The organism is Ralstonia sp. 110700041-2 (assembly GCF_056280165.1).
The window spans coordinates 92,994-108,475 of sequence record NZ_JBSFAI010000020.1; the positions used below are offsets into that span (position 1 = coordinate 92,994).

The 15,482-nt window shown below is 61.4% G+C and carries 14 protein-coding genes; 12 read left to right on the forward strand and 2 right to left on the reverse strand.

Features of this window, described 5'->3' with window-relative positions; all coding sequences use genetic code 11:
* Positions 1 to 2 precede the first annotated feature (2 nt).
* The 3 genes from ACUXH0_RS24600 to ACUXH0_RS24610 all read left to right on the forward strand — a co-directional run bounded on the left by ACUXH0_RS24600 (position 3) and on the right by ACUXH0_RS24610 (position 4,265).
* Complete coding sequence (locus ACUXH0_RS24600) at positions 3 to 2,363, forward strand: efflux RND transporter permease subunit (RefSeq protein WP_182594783.1); 2,361 nt, start codon at positions 3 to 5, stop codon at positions 2,361 to 2,363.
* A gap of 13 nt (positions 2,364 to 2,376) precedes the next feature.
* On the forward strand, positions 2,377 to 3,348 hold the full coding sequence (locus ACUXH0_RS24605; protein WP_024974765.1) for a WD40/YVTN/BNR-like repeat-containing protein: 972 nt from the start codon (positions 2,377 to 2,379) through the stop codon (positions 3,346 to 3,348).
* Between the two features lie 104 nt (positions 3,349 to 3,452).
* Positions 3,453 to 4,265: a phytanoyl-CoA dioxygenase family protein gene (locus tag ACUXH0_RS24610; protein ID WP_259393758.1), complete on the forward strand. Its 813-nt coding sequence runs from the start codon at positions 3,453 to 3,455 to the stop codon at positions 4,263 to 4,265.
* A gap of 178 nt (positions 4,266 to 4,443) precedes the next feature.
* Here ACUXH0_RS24610 and ACUXH0_RS24615 read toward each other — a convergent pair whose 3' ends face one another.
* The gene (locus ACUXH0_RS24615; RefSeq protein ID WP_182594785.1) at positions 4,444 to 5,877 is read right to left on the reverse strand and encodes a TetR/AcrR family transcriptional regulator; all 1,434 of its coding nucleotides are present in this window, start codon (positions 5,875 to 5,877) and stop codon (positions 4,444 to 4,446) included.
* A gap of 716 nt (positions 5,878 to 6,593) precedes the next feature.
* Here ACUXH0_RS24615 and ACUXH0_RS24620 point away from each other — a divergent pair.
* From ACUXH0_RS24620 to ACUXH0_RS24660, 9 genes are all read left to right on the forward strand, one after another.
* Positions 6,594 to 7,955, forward strand: a complete 1,362-nt coding sequence (locus ACUXH0_RS24620) for an NAD(P)/FAD-dependent oxidoreductase (protein WP_182594786.1) — start codon at positions 6,594 to 6,596, stop codon at positions 7,953 to 7,955.
* Between the two features lie 86 nt (positions 7,956 to 8,041).
* Positions 8,042 to 8,920 carry a phytanoyl-CoA dioxygenase family protein gene (locus ACUXH0_RS24625; protein ID WP_012430350.1) on the forward strand — a complete coding sequence of 293 codons (879 nt, stop codon included), beginning with the start codon at positions 8,042 to 8,044 and terminating at the stop codon, positions 8,918 to 8,920.
* Positions 8,921 to 9,113: 193 nt separating this feature from the next.
* A complete protein-coding gene (locus ACUXH0_RS24630; protein WP_182594787.1) occupies positions 9,114 to 10,610 on the forward strand; it encodes a flavin monoamine oxidase family protein in 1,497 nt (498 codons plus the stop codon).
* Complete coding sequence (locus tag ACUXH0_RS24635) at positions 10,607 to 11,296, forward strand: c-type cytochrome (protein ID WP_137911000.1); 690 nt, start codon at positions 10,607 to 10,609, stop codon at positions 11,294 to 11,296. Before ACUXH0_RS24630 ends, ACUXH0_RS24635 begins: the two co-directional genes overlap by 4 nt.
* Before the next feature lie 35 nt (positions 11,297 to 11,331).
* Complete coding sequence (locus ACUXH0_RS24640; protein ID WP_182594788.1) at positions 11,332 to 12,828, forward strand: flavin monoamine oxidase family protein; 1,497 nt, start codon at positions 11,332 to 11,334, stop codon at positions 12,826 to 12,828.
* Positions 12,828 to 13,508 (forward strand): c-type cytochrome, encoded by a 681-nt coding sequence (locus tag ACUXH0_RS24645; protein ID WP_182594789.1) that lies wholly within the window; start codon positions 12,828 to 12,830, stop codon positions 13,506 to 13,508. Before ACUXH0_RS24640 ends, ACUXH0_RS24645 begins: the two co-directional genes overlap by 1 nt.
* Before the next feature lie 66 nt (positions 13,509 to 13,574).
* Positions 13,575 to 14,264: a hypothetical protein gene (locus ACUXH0_RS24650; protein ID WP_182594790.1), complete on the forward strand. Its 690-nt coding sequence runs from the start codon at positions 13,575 to 13,577 to the stop codon at positions 14,262 to 14,264.
* Positions 14,265 to 14,338: 74 nt separating this feature from the next.
* Positions 14,339 to 14,986 carry a TetR/AcrR family transcriptional regulator gene (locus ACUXH0_RS24655; RefSeq protein ID WP_182594791.1) on the forward strand — a complete coding sequence of 216 codons (648 nt, stop codon included), beginning with the start codon at positions 14,339 to 14,341 and terminating at the stop codon, positions 14,984 to 14,986.
* The gene (locus ACUXH0_RS24660; protein ID WP_024542196.1) at positions 14,983 to 15,165 is read left to right on the forward strand and encodes a hypothetical protein; all 183 of its coding nucleotides are present in this window, start codon (positions 14,983 to 14,985) and stop codon (positions 15,163 to 15,165) included. Before ACUXH0_RS24655 ends, ACUXH0_RS24660 begins: the two co-directional genes overlap by 4 nt.
* A gap of 36 nt (positions 15,166 to 15,201) precedes the next feature.
* On the opposite strand, the gene ACUXH0_RS24665 is transcribed toward ACUXH0_RS24660, so the two are convergent.
* Positions 15,202 to 15,474: a hypothetical protein gene (locus tag ACUXH0_RS24665; RefSeq protein ID WP_015855719.1), complete on the reverse strand. Its 273-nt coding sequence runs from the start codon at positions 15,472 to 15,474 to the stop codon at positions 15,202 to 15,204.
* Between the last annotated feature and the right edge of the window lie 8 nt (positions 15,475 to 15,482).

The following is a 15,482-nucleotide window of genomic DNA, read 5'->3' on the forward strand; positions in this document are numbered from 1 at the left end:
TCGTGTTGAATCGTCTTGTTGCGGGGCTGGAAAAAGCCTTCTTCGGTCACCGCATGATCGTACTCGCGGTGATTGGCCTCTTCACTGCAGGAATGGCCGTGTTTGCCGTGCAACTGCGCATGGATGCGGGCTTCGAGAAGCAGATGCCGATCGGCCATGAATACATCCAGACGTTCCAGAAGTACCGGAACGATCTGCTCGGGGCCAATCGCATCACGGTGGTGGTACGCGCGAAGAAGGGTTCCATCTGGACGCCGGAAGGGCTCACACGGTTGTACAAGGTGACTCAGGCGGTCATTTACCTGCCGAACGTGGATCGCATCGGTGTGCGCTCGCTGTGGACGCCCAACGCGTTCGTCAACGAGATCACCGAAGAAGGCTTCCGCGCCGAGCCGATCATCTCGGGCAACATCACGCCGGATCAGCTCACGCCTGAAGTCGTGGCGAGTATTCGTCGCGCGACCACGCTCGGCGGCTACGTGGGCACGCTCGTCTCGCATAACGAAGACAGCGCGATGATCACCGCAGAGCTGAACGAGCGCGACAGTGCCGGCAAGGTGCTCGACTACGTGGCGTTCAACCACACGCTTGAAGACAAGATCCGCAAGCCGTTTGAAGATGCCGGCTACGAAGTTCAGATCATCGGCTTCGCCAAGCAGATTGGTGACATTGCCGATGGCGCCAAGGGCGTGCTCGTCTTCTGCGTGATCGCGCTGCTGCTGACGGCTCTCTCGGTGTACTGGTATTGCCATTCCGTGCGCTTCACGGTGCTGCTGATCGTGTGTTCGCTGTCGTCGTTGGTCTGGCAGTTCGGCACGCTGCGGCTGCTGGGCTTCGGGCTGGATCCGCTGGCGGTGTTGGTGCCGTTCCTGGTCTTTGCCATCGGGGTGTCACACGGCGTGCAGCAGGTCAACTTCATCGTGCGCGAGATTGCCCGCGGCAATAGCTCGTACGACGCCGCACGCCACAGCTTCAGCGGTCTGCTGATCCCGGGCGTGCTGGCCCTCGTGACGGCCTTCGTCTCGTTCATCACGCTACTGCTGATCCCGATTCCGATGGTGCGGGAGCTGGCAATCACGGCCTCGCTGGGCGTGGCCTACAAGATCGTGACGAACCTGATCCTGCTGCCGGTGGCTGCCTCGTGTTTCAACTTCACGCAGGCGTATGCGCAGAGCGCGCTCAAGCGTGCGGCTTGGCGCTCGGCGGTGCTGCGTCCTCTGTCGAAGGTTGCCCAGCCAAAGTACGCCGGCGTCACGTTGTTGATCACGTTGATGGTGTTTGGGCTGGCGGTCTGGCAGAGCCGTGACCGTGTGATCGGCACGCTGCAGCCTGGCGCCCCGGAGTTGCGCGAGGAAGCGCGCTTCAACCGGGATGCGACGTCCATCGCAGGCAACTACGACATGGGGCTCGATTGGCTGTCGGTGGCCGTCGAGTCGACCGGCAAGGCGTGCAACAACCCAGCCGTCGGCTTGTACGAGGACGAATTCACCGCCGCCATGCGCACCGAGCCCGGCGTGGTCTCCGCCCAGTCGTACTCGGGGATGCTGCGCACCTACAACGCGGGCTACAACGAAGACTATCCAAAGATGAACGTCGTGCCGATCGACCCCGAGAACTACGGTGCGGTGTCGGTGGACGTGGCGCGTCTGAAGGGCTTCATGAAGGCCGACTGCAGCATGACCGCCGTGCACCTGTACCTGACCGACCACAAGGCGACGACGATCAACCGGATCCTGGAGGACATCAAGCAGTACCGCGTGTCGCATCCGTTCCCCGGCGTCAACATCCGCCTGGCGGCAGGGAATGCCGGCGTGCTGGCCGCCACCAATGACGAGGTGGAGCATAGCGAGCTGCCGATGATGCTGTACGTGTACGCGGCCATCGTGATCCTGGTGTTCCTGGCCTATCGCGACTGGCGCTCGATGCTTGCTTGCTGCGTGCCGCTGACGGTGGCCACCTTCATTGGTTACTGGTTCATGAAGGAACTCAAGATCGGCCTGACGGTGGCGACCTTGCCGGTGATGGTGCTGGCGGTGGGCATCGGTGTGGACTACGCGCTGTACATCTACAACCGCCTGCAGCGGCACCTGGCCGAGGGCGACCCGATTGAGCGGGCGATGGAGCGGGCGCTCGAGTTCGAGTGCGTGGCGACGATCTTTACCGCCATCACGCTGGCCGTCGGTGTGGCGACGTGGAGCTTCTCGGCGCTCAAGTTCCAGGCGGACATGGGCAAGCTGCTGGCCTTCATGTTCATCGTGAACTTGGTGATGGCGATGACCGCGCTTCCAGCGCTGGCCTCAGTGCTGGAGCGCTGGTTCCCGCGGCGTAAGCCAGCGCGTGCGCCGGGCGTGTTGAGCCACTGATCCGGAGGCAACCATGATGAAAACGATTCTTACCAGCATCGCGCTGTGCGCGGCTGCCGCAGTGTTTGCACAAACGCCCGCCGACGGCACAGTCGCCACCTGGAGCGCCAAGCCTGCGCATACGTGGCCAGCGCCGACCAACAGAATGCTGCTGGACGCCACGCGCGCCGGAAAACGCATCGTCGCCGTGGGCGAGCACGGCATCGTTCTGCTCTCCGACGATGAAGGCCAGACGTATCGGCAGGCGCGCACGGTGCCGGCGTCCGCCACGCTGTCGGCTGTCTCCTTTGCCGATGAAAAGCACGGCTGGGCAGTCGGGCAGTGGGGCGCGATTCTCGCGACGAGCGATGGCGGTGAGACATGGCAAAAGCAGCGCATGGATACGGCCGTCGATCAACCGCTGTTCTCGGTGCTCTTTACAAACGACCGCGACGGCATTGCGATCGGCCTGTGGTCTTTGATGCTGCAGACCCATGACGGCGGTAAGACGTGGACGAAAACGACGCTGCCAAAACCGCCCGGGGGCGGCAAGGCCGACCGCAACCTGTACCACGTGTTTGCGGATGGCAAGGGCGCGTTCTACATCTCTGCCGAGCAGGGGACGGTGCTCAAGTCGACGGATGGCGGCGCCACTTGGGACTATCTGGCAACCGGTGGAAAGGGCTCGCTCTGGTCGGGTGTAGCCATGCCCGATGGGCGGATTGTGGTGGGTGGTCTGCTCGGCAGCCTGTTCCAGAGCAGCGATGGTGGAGCGAACTGGCAACCGTTGAAGGCCGAAACGAAGAGTTCGATCACCGGTCTTGTGGCGTCGGGTAACGGGTTCGTTGCGGTTGGGCTGGATGGGCTCGTGCTCAAGCAGCGTGAAGACGGCGCGCCGCTGGCGGTTGCACAGCGTGAAGACCGCGCGGCACTCACCGCCGCTGTGATCGACGCGGGCGGCAAGCCAATCCTGTTTTCGAAAGAGGGCGTGCTGGCTGGGCTCTGAGGCCAGTTAAAGCGCTCACACGTCTCCCCGTGTCTCCCGACATCTTCGAGACGGTTCGTTATCCAACGAGGTAAGAAGGGGTTCACATGCAAGTGACAGAGCAGATGAAGCTGGAGCTGGCGCGCGATGGCGCCACCGTCGCCCGAGGCCTGTTTTCACCCGAGCGCCTCAAGCGGATGCGCGAGGCGTTCGATTACGGGATTGCTCACCCCAGCCCGCAGCACGGCTACGCCTTTGCAGGTACGCCGGATGAGCATTTCAACGACTACGGCAACTTCGACAACCGCGATGTACACGTCGCGACGGTCAAGGCGTTGGGACTCGATGAGTTTGTAGCGTCGCTCTGGGATTCCGAGCATGTGTGGTTCATCGGCGAGGAACTCTTCATCAAGAAGGGCGGCAGGGCCGGCCGATCGCCGTGGCACCAGGACACTTCGTACTATCCGTTCAGCGGGGCGCAGTTGCTCAACATCTGGACCTGCTTTGAGAAGATTCCCCGCAAGAATGCGCTGGAGGTCGTACGAGGCTCTCACCTTGGGGCGCAGTACAACGGTACGTCCTACAACGACCCCAACGATCACACCAAACCGCTGTGGGCCAACACCGATTGGCCTCTACTGCCCAACATCGAGGCCGACCGTGTAAAAGACCCGGCGTCGTGGGACGTTGTGTCCTGGGATCTGGAGCCGGGCGATGCGCTGTTGTTCCACTCGGGCTCGCTGCACGGCGGTGCGCCCGTGACCCCGGATTGCCCGGATCGCCATACGCTGGTTTACCGGTTCTACGGCGACAAGCTGTTTTACCGGCCCCTGCCAACCGGAGGATGCAACTACGGCTACGACATCAGCAATCTCAACGATCCGTCGCTGACGCCGGGCGAGCCGTTCCGGGCGCCTTACTGCACGCAGGTGCGGTGAGGCAAGCAAAGTCGTCGCCTCAGCGGCGTGCGCCATCGCCAAGCCCCCTCAAACTAGCGAACGCAGTAAGCCGATGCTATTGAAAACGTACGCTGGTGACGTCTCCTAGATCCTAGCTTTGGTCTCCTCTGGGGTCTTTCGATGCCGTGGCAGCACGGCACCTTTTTTTGTTCGTGCTTTACGGAACGTCGTTGGGGGCGATCCGTCCTTGCGCGATGAGCGCTGTCATCACCATGACCAGTTCGAACGTGCGGTCCTCGCTCACCGATTGGTGCTGTGCATCAAACCTCAGCACCGTGACACCGTCCAGCAGGGCTGTGATGAGCGTTGCGCGAGCCAGGCATTCCCGCGCGGTTGCCGTCGCGTCGACTTCCCGGATGAGGTCGGCCCAGACCACCCGGTAGGCGGCATAGCCGTTTCTCACATGTTCACGCGTGATATCCGAATGCTGGGCCAGCGCCCACATCTCCGACCACAGCTGCTGCACCGCAGGAACACAGGTTTCCTCGAAGTTTTCTGCGGCAATTTCGAGCACGCGCTCCAGTGCCGGTTTGCCGCTCGGTTTGCCGATCTCCGAGTAGCGGTCCAGATAAGCCTGCCCCACCGCCTCCATCGTCGAGCGGAGCAAGTCGTCATGGGTCGGGAAATAGTTCTGAAGCGCCGATGGCAGGGTGCCGAGTTCTCTGGCTACCCGTGCCAGGGTGAAATTTGCATAGCCTTCCGTCGCCAGCAGGTTGGCGGCGATGGAGATGATCTCGTTGATCTTGAGCTCTCTGCGTTTGCCCTGCGCCGTTGGCCTGTAATGGAAGGTGTCTTGAGTCGACTGACGCGCGCGCAATTCCAGTAGGGCCGGCTGCAGATATCCGTCAGATCCAAAAATGCTGACACGGGCATCGCTACCATCGTGCTGTGTGCGTGGACGACGAAGAGGGACCTCGCTTTGCAGCGTTGCTGCTGAAGCACTCACGACCAATTTGACGGCGCGTTTCCCAACACGAGCGAGCTCGACATAGTCTCTTCCGGGGTAATCGCCGTGGGAGGCGAATAGCGTCATGCCGTCCATTTGGGCACCGATCACGGCGGCACGCACCAGACATTCTTCGTGACTCAACGTGGGATGCATTTCCGACAACAACTTCGCAAAGATGCTCCGAAAACGCGCCTGCATATCGTCCAGCAGTTCTGCGACAAAGGCTTCATGCGAAGCGAATGCCCAGATCTCCACCATGAATTTCGGCAGATCGGTTTCGTTGATGTTCTGGAAGATGCGATTGATCAGCGCGGAGCAACGTTGCGCTGCTCCCGTGCCCGGACGACTCGCAATTGCCGCGTAGTCCTCCATGACCTGGCTCATATAGGCCGGGAGCGCCGTGCGCAGCAATTCTTCCGTCGTGCGAAAGTAGTACTGGAGATTTCCATGGGTGATGCCCATGCGATCCGCTACACGGCGTATCGCGAATCCGGCATAGCCGTCTTCTTGAAAGACCTGGCGCGCGGTTTCGATGATCTCGCGAATGCGCTGTTCCCGATTGCGCCGTGTGGATGGGCGCACGGCGGACTTGGCTCCCTCCGAATGGTCAGGGGTTCCTTGCTTGACCGCGCTGTTTGGCACGTTGACTCTCCCGTGGCTTATACAAAAACTTCCGCAAATTATAGGCCTATCCGACGGAATGGGAGAAACGTAGCTGCTTTCTCTCACGTCCTTGTGTGCGAGCGGTAACTGCTTCCTGACGCGCAGCGCTCGCGTGCGTCTTTAACGCGAGTCCCTCGCGGAGGACGTTCCCTGCCAACCTCGCGCTGCGAAACGCTTTCGGTGGTTTGCCGCGCCACACCGTAACTTGCAGCGAGCGAAGCTGAGCCAACTCGACAGCGTTTGCGTCGCGCCCGGTCGGTGTTTTCCCTAACGCGCTCTTCCTTGAATGTAGGCCGTCACGCCGTTAATATTAGGCCGTAATAACGTAAGTCGAGGGCCGGTAATACGCTCATTCAAGGCGGGTGTCGGCCGCAGAATCGGGTGAGGGATTTCATGCGTCGCAGCGCTGGCTGCATGCGCAATGCATTTCGGAAAGTTCTGAACGGCTCCCAACTTGACGGTGAAACAGAAGGGCGGCGCCGCTTCTCTTTCGCCCGGATATGAGAGTCGGCTTCAACTGATGTGCAGCGCACCGTCGCGCATCGATCCACGTTTGATTGACCCAACCCTCAACAGAACAAGTCGCAGGGGACAACCATGGCAAAGCATCCCGTCTTCGTGCGTGGAGGCATGGAAGGCATCGAAGAAGCCGCGCTGGCCGTCCACATCTTGAGTAGGAACTGAGGGAGTCTGAAATGAGTACGAATCTTGAGGACGGCAAAGAGCGAGCCGACCTGGGGAAGTATCGGGCGCTGGGTGGCTGGGTGGAGAAGCCCGACGACATGCAGCATGCGCTCGAGGGCAACGTCAGCGCGGATGTGGTGATTGCCGGTGCCGGTTTTGCAGGTCTTTCCGCGGCGCTGGAGCTCACCAGGCTGGGTGCGAACGTCGTTGTGATTGAGCGGGATTTCGCCGGCTTTGGTGCCAGCGGACGCAACGCAGGCTATCTGGCCGGCGCCATGGCGCTCGAATACGACCTCATGTTCAGGGGCCTCAGCAAGGAGCGGGCGACGCAGATCGTCCGCTACTACGACGACGCTGTCGGCTTCGTGGAAGACAAGCTCAAGGAACACGATATCGACTGCGAGTACGTGCAGTCCGGGTGGATTCGGGCGGGTGTCCATCCGTCGCAGGAAAAGAAGATCCGCGCCGATATGCTGGTCGGTACCGAACACGGCCACAAGTCGGAATTTCTCGATCACGCGCAAATGCGCGCACGCGGGATTCCACCGGCGTTTCTGTTTGGTGAATACACGCCGGCCGGAGGAACGCTCCACCCGGGCAAATACGTCATGGGGCTGCGGCGTGCCGCGCTGCGGGCTCGCGTGAAGCTCTACGAGAACACGCCGCTGCTGTCTTACACCGAAGGGCCGGTCATTCAGGTGAAGACTCCGCGCGGTAGCGTCAGTGCCCCGGTGCTGTTGCTGGCCACCAATGCCTACACCCCGCAGCTCGGTTTGCTTGCAAACAAGGTCGTGCCATTGCGGATCTCGGCAATTGAGACCGAATCGCTGTCCGCAGTGCAGTTGGCCTCGCTGGATTGGCCAAGGCGCGAAGGCATCGTGACGGGCCACTACAGCATGGAGAGCTTCCGGCTGACGGCACGTAACACAATCATCTCCACCGTCAAGCGCATCCACTATCCGTACGGATCAGAAACGCCGAACGTGCCCGCCTACGACCAGTATCGAGCGCTGAGAGCAAACCTCCATGAGCGTTTGCCCACCTTGAAGGACGTCGCATTGCGGCATTGCTGGAGCGGCTACATCAGCACCGCCGGCAACGCGCTTCCCGTGGTCGGCACCACCGGCGCAAACCAGAACATCTACTACACCGCCGGGTGTTCTGGTCATGGTTTGGCCAGTCAATCCATGCTCGGGAACATGCTCGCCCAGAAGATTCGCGGGTCCGAGCCGCCGCTGCTGGCAGCGTTGCGCTACGACACGCCCACGCTGCCGCCAGAGCCGTTCCGCTGGTGTCTCCTCAATGGGGCTCTGGCTGCGGCAAACATATTGGACGATCGATTGAACCGCAAAGTGCGGCACGCGGCAGCCTGAAGGCGAGCGCTTTCACTGCAAAGCAACACGACGCCTTGGGCCGTTTTGCCGCTATTCAGCCCTCAACATCAACGTGAGGTAACACCATGTCCGTCAAGCGTTTCCCCAATTCAGCAGCGCCCTCTGAACTCGCGTCCGTCATTGAAGAAGACGGCGGTGCGATCGTGAAGGGCTTCCTCAGCCCCAGCCTGCTCGAACACCTGAAGAAGGACCTTCTTCCGATGCTCGAAACCACGCCGAATGGGGTGGACGAATACTTTGCCGGTACGCAAACGCGGCGGCTGTCACGTCTGTTTGCCCGCACCGATCATATGGTCGACGTCGCGCTGAACCCGCTGTATCTCGAAACCGCACGCCTCATTCTGCAGAAGCCGATCAAGCTCTGGAGCGGTGAGAACCAGGTCGAGGTGGCCCCCGATATTCAGGTGGGTGTGACGCAGGCTATCCAGATTCGACCTGGTCAGGGCATGCAGCCGTTGCATCGCGACGATTCGGTCTGGCTGTGGCGGCACCCTGGCTACAAGCGGGAAGCTCGCGTGCAGATCATGATCGCCATCACCGATTTCTCCGAAGAGAACGGCGGGACCTTGGTCATCCCGGGCAGCCACAAGTGGGATGACGAACGCATGCCAAAGCAGGAAGAGGCGATCCCGACCTCGATGGAGGCCGGCGATGCACTGATCTTCATCGGTTCGACGTACCACGGCGGTGGTCAGAACCGGAGCAATGCGCCGCGCACGGGGCTGACCATGTCGTATGACCTCGCGATCCTGCGGCAGGAAGAGAACCACTACCTGACGTTGCCCATCGAGCGCGTCAAGCGCTTCCCTGAGGAAATGCAGCGGCTGCTCGGGTGGTCGTGCAGCACGACCTATGCAGGATTTGTCGAGCGCAACGGGGTGATGACCGACCCGCATGCGCTGCTCCAGCAGGACGACTTTGTCGAGGTTGGCCACTTTGACTGACTCCAGTGCATCCGTCCTCCCCATGGAGCGCATGGGGAGGGCTCAGCCGCTTCAAGGGCGGTGCACGCAGCGATGTCACTGGCGCGATGCCAGGGGCGTCGGAGTGCTGTCGCGACAGGATATCGACGACTTTGCGCAATGCATCGCAAGCCAATAGATCACGCAGATTTTTCAAGTTAAGCCCGGGGGCAAGATGGACGACATTGCAAAGAAACACGATGAGGCGCCGGAGGCGGCCGCGCTCACGCGGCGCGGCTTTCTCGGCATGGCCGCATCGGTGACGGCAGCGGCAACGGCGGCGGTACTGCCGAATGTGGCGAGCGCAGTCACTGCAGCAAGCGATAGCCGCGATGTGCTCGAGGTGGCCATCATCGGCGCGGGGCTGGCAGGCCTGACCGCGGCACGTGACCTGAAGCGTGCGGGGTGCGAGTCCTTCGTGGTGCTGGAGGCGCGCGACCGCGTTGGCGGACGGACCCTCAACCACGATCTCGGCAACGGCTACTTCTCGGAAGCGGGTGGCCAATGGATCGGGCCGGGCCAGACCGCGATTGCCAATCTGGCTCGCGAGCTGGGTGTCGGCACCTTCCTGACGCACTGGGAGGGCGATTTAGTGATGCTTGCCGGCAACGCACGCACAACCCTCGCAAACGACGGCGGCTTTGACACGGATCCGAAGCTGCGGCGCGAGCTCGAGGAGATGGCCAGGAGCGTGCCGACCGCCGCACCGTGGACCTCACCGCGTGCTGCCGAGTTCGACGCCATGTCGCTAGCCGACTGGCTGGCAACCAAGCACCTCACACCGGAAGACCAAATCGGCTGGGCGCTTGCCGCGCAGCTGACGACGGGTACTGCACCGGAAAAACTATCGATGCTGCACTATCTGTCCCTGATCAACTCGGCGGATTGCAATTACAGGCAGCTCGAAGCAATCAAGGGCGGTGCACAGGAGAGCCGCATCTCGGGCGGTTCGCAGATCCTGTCGATCAAGATGGCCGAGGCGCTGGGCGACAAGGTGCGCCTGTCGACCCCGGTGCTGCGCATCGAGAACTGGCAGAACGGACCGGTGACCATCCATACCGCGAAGTGCGTGGTTCGCGCGCGCAGTTTGATCGTCGCGCTCTCGCCATCGCTGTGCAACCAGATCGCCTTCGATCCGCCGCTGCCGGAAAAGCGCCGCGAAATGCAGCGCCGCTGGCCTGCCTATGCGCCGATGCGCAAGACGGCGCATGTCTACAAGAAGGCGTTCTGGCGTGACAAGGGCTTGGACGGCATGCTCGTGCAATTGAAGGGGCCGGTCCAATTTGCCTACGACAACTCGCCGGAGGATGTCTCGTTCGGCGTGATCTCGGCCTTTGTGAACAACGGCGTGCTGCCGTCCGACCCCAAGGCTGCCGAAACCGAGCTCTCGCGCATCTATGCCCAGGCGTTTGGCGACGAAGCGCTGCATCCCGTCGCGTACCACGAGCACGACTGGGGCAAGGCTGACAACTGGTCACTGAGCTGCACATCGCCCATCCCTCCGGGCTTTCTCACCAAGTACGGCGACGTGCTGCATCCGCCAATCGGCCGGTTGATCTGGGCGGGTACGGAAACCGCAGAAATCTGGATTACCACCATGGACGGCGCAATACGGTCGGGCCACAAGGCGGCATTGCAAGCGCTTCAGGCCGCGGCTGGGGGGAAAGCATGATGAACACGAATACCACAACGAAATCACGCGGCCGCGGCAAGCGGATTCTGGTACTGGGAGGCGCGCTGCTGTTGGCCGCAGTGGTGGTCGGCGGCGTCATGTACGGGCCGGAGTTCTATGGCCTGCTGCAGTTTGGCAAGCAGCTCGATCAGATCACGCAGGAGGACACGCGTGTCGGCGGTCCATGGCCACGCGTTAGCGAAGTGTGCGTGTCTTGCCATGGTTATGAGGGCAACGCACGCGCCCAGACTTATCCGCGCCTGGCGGGTCAGCCGGAGGCCTACCTCAAGAAGCAGCTCACCGCCTTCGCCAGCGGCGAGCGCAGCAATTCGACTATGACGTCGCTGGCAGCGAGCATGTCGCAACACGAGATCGACGGCTTGGCGGCGCATTTCTCGAAGATGACGCCGTTGCCGAACACGACGTTCCAGGCGGATCCGGCGCGCGTAGCGCGCGGCGAGGCGCTGGTCAAGGCCAACAACTGCGCCGCTTGTCATGGTCAGCAGTTGGAGGGCAAGGACCTGTATCCGCGGTTGGCCGGGCAGGGTTACGGCTATCTGCGCGATCAGTTGAACAACTTCAAGAGCGGTGCGCGCCGCGATGCCACGGGTTCAATGACTGCGGTCGTCGGAGCGCTGTCGCAGCAGGATATCGACGACCTCGCGCACTACATCGCAAGCCGATAAACCACGCAGATTTTTCAAGCTAGGCGGGAAGCAAGATGGACGATTTTGCAAAGAAAGGCGATGAGGCGCCGGAGGCGGCAGCGCTCACGCGGCGTGGCTTTCTCGGCATGGCCGCATCGGTGACAGCTGCGGCGACGGCGGCGGTATTGCCCAAGGTGGCGAGCGCCGCTGTTGCCGCCGGCGATGAGCGCGACGTGCTCGAGGTGGCCATCATCGGTGCCGGGCTGGCCGGCCTGACCGCTGCACGTGACCTGAAGCGTGCGGAGTGCGAATCCTTCGTGGTGCTGGAGGCACGCGACCGTGTTGGCGGACGCACCCTCAACCACGATCTCGGCAAAGGCTACTTCTCGGAATCGGGCGGCCAATGGATCGGGCCGGGTCAGACTGCGGTTGCCGATCTGGCTCGCGAGCTGGGAGTTGGCACGTTTCCAACCTACTGGCAGGGCAAGACCGTGATGCTGGCCGGTGGCGCGCGTGCCGCAGTCGATACCGAGGGCGGCTTCGGCACGGATCCGAAGATTGCACATGAACTCGAGGAGCTGGCTAAGAGCGTGCCGTGCGGCGCGCCGTGGAAATCGCCGCGCGCCGCCGAGTTCGACGCGATGTCGGTCGGCGACTGGCTGGTGAAAAAGAACATCGCAAACGCAGACCAGATCGGTTGGTCGACCGGCTTGGCGATCACGGGTGGCGCCTCGCCGGCGCGACTGTCGCTGCTGCACTGGTTGTCGATGGTCAATTCAGCCGAATGCAACTACGACCGGCTCGAAGCGGTTAAGGACGGCGCGCAAGGCACCCGACTCTCGGGCGGTTCGCAGATTCTGTCGATCAAGATGGCGGAAGCGTTGGGTAACAAGGTCCGACTGTCGAGCCCCGTGCTGCGCATTGAGAACTGGCAGAACGGACCAGTCGCCATTCATACCGCCAATGGTGTGGTCCGTGCGCGTAACGTGATCGTCGCGCTCGCGCCGATGTTGTGCAATCAGATCGCCTTCGACCCGCCGCTGCCGGAGAAACGCCGCGAAATGCAGCGCCGCTGGCCGGCGTTTGCGCCCGGACGCAAGACGACGCACGTCTACAAGAAAGCGTTCTGGCGCGACAAGGGCCTGAACGGCTGGATTTTTCAACCGGGAGGGCCGGTGCTTTGGGCGTACGACAACTCGCCGGAGGATGTCTCGTTCGGCGTGATCAACGCATTCGTGCACATCAGCATGCTGCCGGCCGATCCGAAGGAGGCCGAGGCCCAGCTCTCGCAGATCTATGCCGAGGCGTTTGGCGACGAAGCGCTGCACCCCATCGCATTCCATCAGCGTGATTGGCTCAAGGCAGACAAATGGACGCTGAGCTGCGTGTCGCCGATGCCGCCCGGTTTTCTCACCACGTACGGTGAAGCCCTGCATCCGTCTGTTGGCAAGCTGATCTGGTCGGGCACGGAAACGGCGGAAATCTGGGCGGGTTACATGGACGGTGCGGTGCGTTCCGGCCACAAGGCAGCGTTGCAGGCGCTGCAGGCCGTAGCCGGGGGGAAGGCTTGATGAATACCACAACGAAACCACGCAGCCGCGGCAAGCGGATGCTCATCCTGTCGGGCTGGCTGCTGTTGGCGGCTGCGGTGGTCGGCGGCATCGTCTATGGGCCCGAAGTCTATGGCCTGCTGCGGATAAGCAATGAGGTCGACAAGATCTCGGACAACAACGCACGTGTGAACGGCCCTTGGCCGCGCGCCAGCGATTCTTGCATTTACTGCCACGGCTTCGAAGGCAACGCCGTTACCCAGGCCTATCCGCGCCTGGCGGGGCAGAAGGAGGCCTATCTCAGGAAGCAGCTCAAGGCATTCGCCAGTGGCGAGCGTAGCGACCCGACCATGACGCCATTTGCGCTCAGCCTTTCGGAGCACGAGTTCGAGTCGATGGTGACGCATTTCTCGCAGATGACGCCGCTGCCCAACACGAGCTTCCATGCCGATGCGGCGCGCGTAGCACGCGGCGAGGCGCTGGCCAAAGCCAAGAACTGCGCCGCCTGCCATGGGCAGCAGCTCGAGGGGAAGGACGCGTATCCCCGATTGGCAGGGCAGGGCTACGACTACCTGGTCGATCAGCTCACGAACTTTAAGACCGGTAAGCGCCACGATGCCACCGGCGCGATGGCGGCGATGGCCGGTCCGTTGTCGCAACAGGATATCGAAGACCTCGCGCAATTCATCGCCAGCCGATAAGAAAGGATTGATATTCGTAGATAAGTGCAATGGTGAAGGCATTCATCGACACCACCGGAATTCATCATGGAACCAAAATATTATCTTTATTGCCTCGCTGATTTCACCTTGATCACGACGTCGTTAATCTATGGGATCAAGCTTCTCAAGAAGCGAAACTTCCTGCTCGGGTTCGAGTGGCTGGTTGTGACATTCTCGGCGACGAACTTATTGACCAATGCATTAACCGGCGAACGGATGTTCTTGAACATCTCGCTTTTTTGCGATGCATTTTCCAGAACCGCCGGTGTACCGGTGATCGGGATCGCCGGCATGATGGCTGTGACGCATCGATACAAGCCATCGATGGGCGCTGATGTCATGTATGTGTTGGGCGCGCTGGCGGCAACCGTGGTGGTATGGACAGCAGATTTCATGGTGGGACCAAAGCCTTACTTCTATCTGGTGATGTGGTCTTTGTTCTCGGTTTACGTCGCTTACGTGATCAAGAAATTGCTAAGCGCCGGAGAGAAGCGGATCGCTTTCGGCGTGATCCTGGCGTTGGTATCCGCACAGACGATTGCCAGCATCTATGACTTCTACCATATACCGGGTGACGATGATCACGCGGTCTTCTATACGATTGCGATGCTTGTCTGGGCTTATCAGTCCGTGGTGTTTTATTACGCCTATTGCGCCTTGGAGCGCGCGCAGGCACAGGAATGGAACCTGAATCGGGGTTATGCCCTTGGCGGCTTGGAACGGACTTCGCAGTGATCACGCCGTTCTTGTAGACATTCCTTTTAGAGGCTCCCGGAACGAGTCGGCCATACACTTTTGGAGTGGGTGCCGTGAAGCGTCAAAGCCGCGAGACGTCCGCTAAACGCTGGGTCCGACGCAAGAAAACCCGGCCGCAAGCGCTGGTCTCCGCTGCGTTGGACCTGTTCGTTGTGCGCGGCTGTGCGGCCACGCGGCTGGAAGATGTCGCCGCGGCCGCAGGGGTATCCAAAGGCACCGTCTACCTGTATTTCGCCGGCAAGGAAGATCTGTTCAAGGCAGTGATCCAGGAAAACCTCTTGCCAGTGCTGGCTGAAGGCGAAGTCTTCATTGATACCTTTCAAGGGACCAGCGAGGCGCTGCTGCACGAGATTCTGATGCGCTGGTGGGAGCGAATTGGTGAATCCGCTGCCTCGGGTCGGACCAAACTGCTGATCGCCGAATCGGGCAACTTCCCCGATCTCGTGCAGTACTACAGCGTGGACGTCATAGAGCGCTACGATCGGCTGTTTGCTCGCATCCCGGCGCGCGGCGATTTTCGAGAAACCGACGTGCATCAGATCACGTTGGCTCTGGTCCCACCGATGCTGTTTCTGAAGATGTGGAAGCTCTCCTTCGGCATCTGTGCAGCCAAGGCGCTGGAACCGAAGGTGTTCATCACGCCAGTGCCGATGCGGCGCTGCTCCTGCGCGATCCGTTTCCGGATACGGACAACGCGTTGACGGACATCTTCGACAAGGTCGATGCGGACGAGCGTCAGATATTGCAGTCAGTGAATCGGGCATTAGAGGCGCGTGTGGCGCGGCACCCTGGTTTCGATGCCAACACGCGCACTCCGACCGTACTGCTGGTGGTCGGTGTTGTCATGGCGGGGCTGTCGTTCTTTGAGGCCACTGTCTGAGTGGCCGATCGATGTGTTCGGGGTGCTGCGCTGCGATCAGCGCGGGCGACGCGCGGCATCGGCCGTCGGCTTCCAGTGCAGGACACCGAAGAGCAGCGTCAGCAGCACGCTATCGAACAGCGACCCCTTGTGCAGTGCCACCTGTCTGAAGCAGATGAGCACCTCAAGCACATGCACGCCCAGCAGCACCGCCGCCACGATGCGCAACCAGTGGATGGCGTCCGGCGTTAGCGGCAGCGCCGCCAGGTAACTGCAGACAGCGGTGCCATACACAGCCAGCAGCAGCAACTTGCCGGGGAGGGTGAACACGGTTGAGT

What these genes read in the sequence shown, in the direction of transcription:
- ACUXH0_RS24605 (WP_024974765.1), top strand. Translation starts at nt 2,377, where the DNA reads ATGATGAAAACGATTCTTACCAGCATCGCGCTGTGCGCGGCTGCCGCA.
- ACUXH0_RS24610 (WP_259393758.1), top strand. Translation starts at nt 3,453, where the DNA reads ATGAAGCTGGAGCTGGCGCGCGATGGCGCCACCGTCGCCCGAGGCCTG.
- ACUXH0_RS24620 (WP_182594786.1), top strand. Translation starts at nt 6,594, where the DNA reads ATGAGTACGAATCTTGAGGACGGCAAAGAGCGAGCCGACCTGGGGAAG.
- ACUXH0_RS24625 (WP_012430350.1), top strand. Translation starts at nt 8,042, where the DNA reads ATGTCCGTCAAGCGTTTCCCCAATTCAGCAGCGCCCTCTGAACTCGCG.
- ACUXH0_RS24630 (WP_182594787.1), top strand. Translation starts at nt 9,114, where the DNA reads ATGGACGACATTGCAAAGAAACACGATGAGGCGCCGGAGGCGGCCGCG.
- ACUXH0_RS24635 (WP_137911000.1), top strand. Translation starts at nt 10,607, where the DNA reads ATGATGAACACGAATACCACAACGAAATCACGCGGCCGCGGCAAGCGG.
- ACUXH0_RS24640 (WP_182594788.1), top strand. Translation starts at nt 11,332, where the DNA reads ATGGACGATTTTGCAAAGAAAGGCGATGAGGCGCCGGAGGCGGCAGCG.
- ACUXH0_RS24645 (WP_182594789.1), top strand. Translation starts at nt 12,828, where the DNA reads ATGAATACCACAACGAAACCACGCAGCCGCGGCAAGCGGATGCTCATC.
- ACUXH0_RS24650 (WP_182594790.1), top strand. Translation starts at nt 13,575, where the DNA reads ATGGAACCAAAATATTATCTTTATTGCCTCGCTGATTTCACCTTGATC.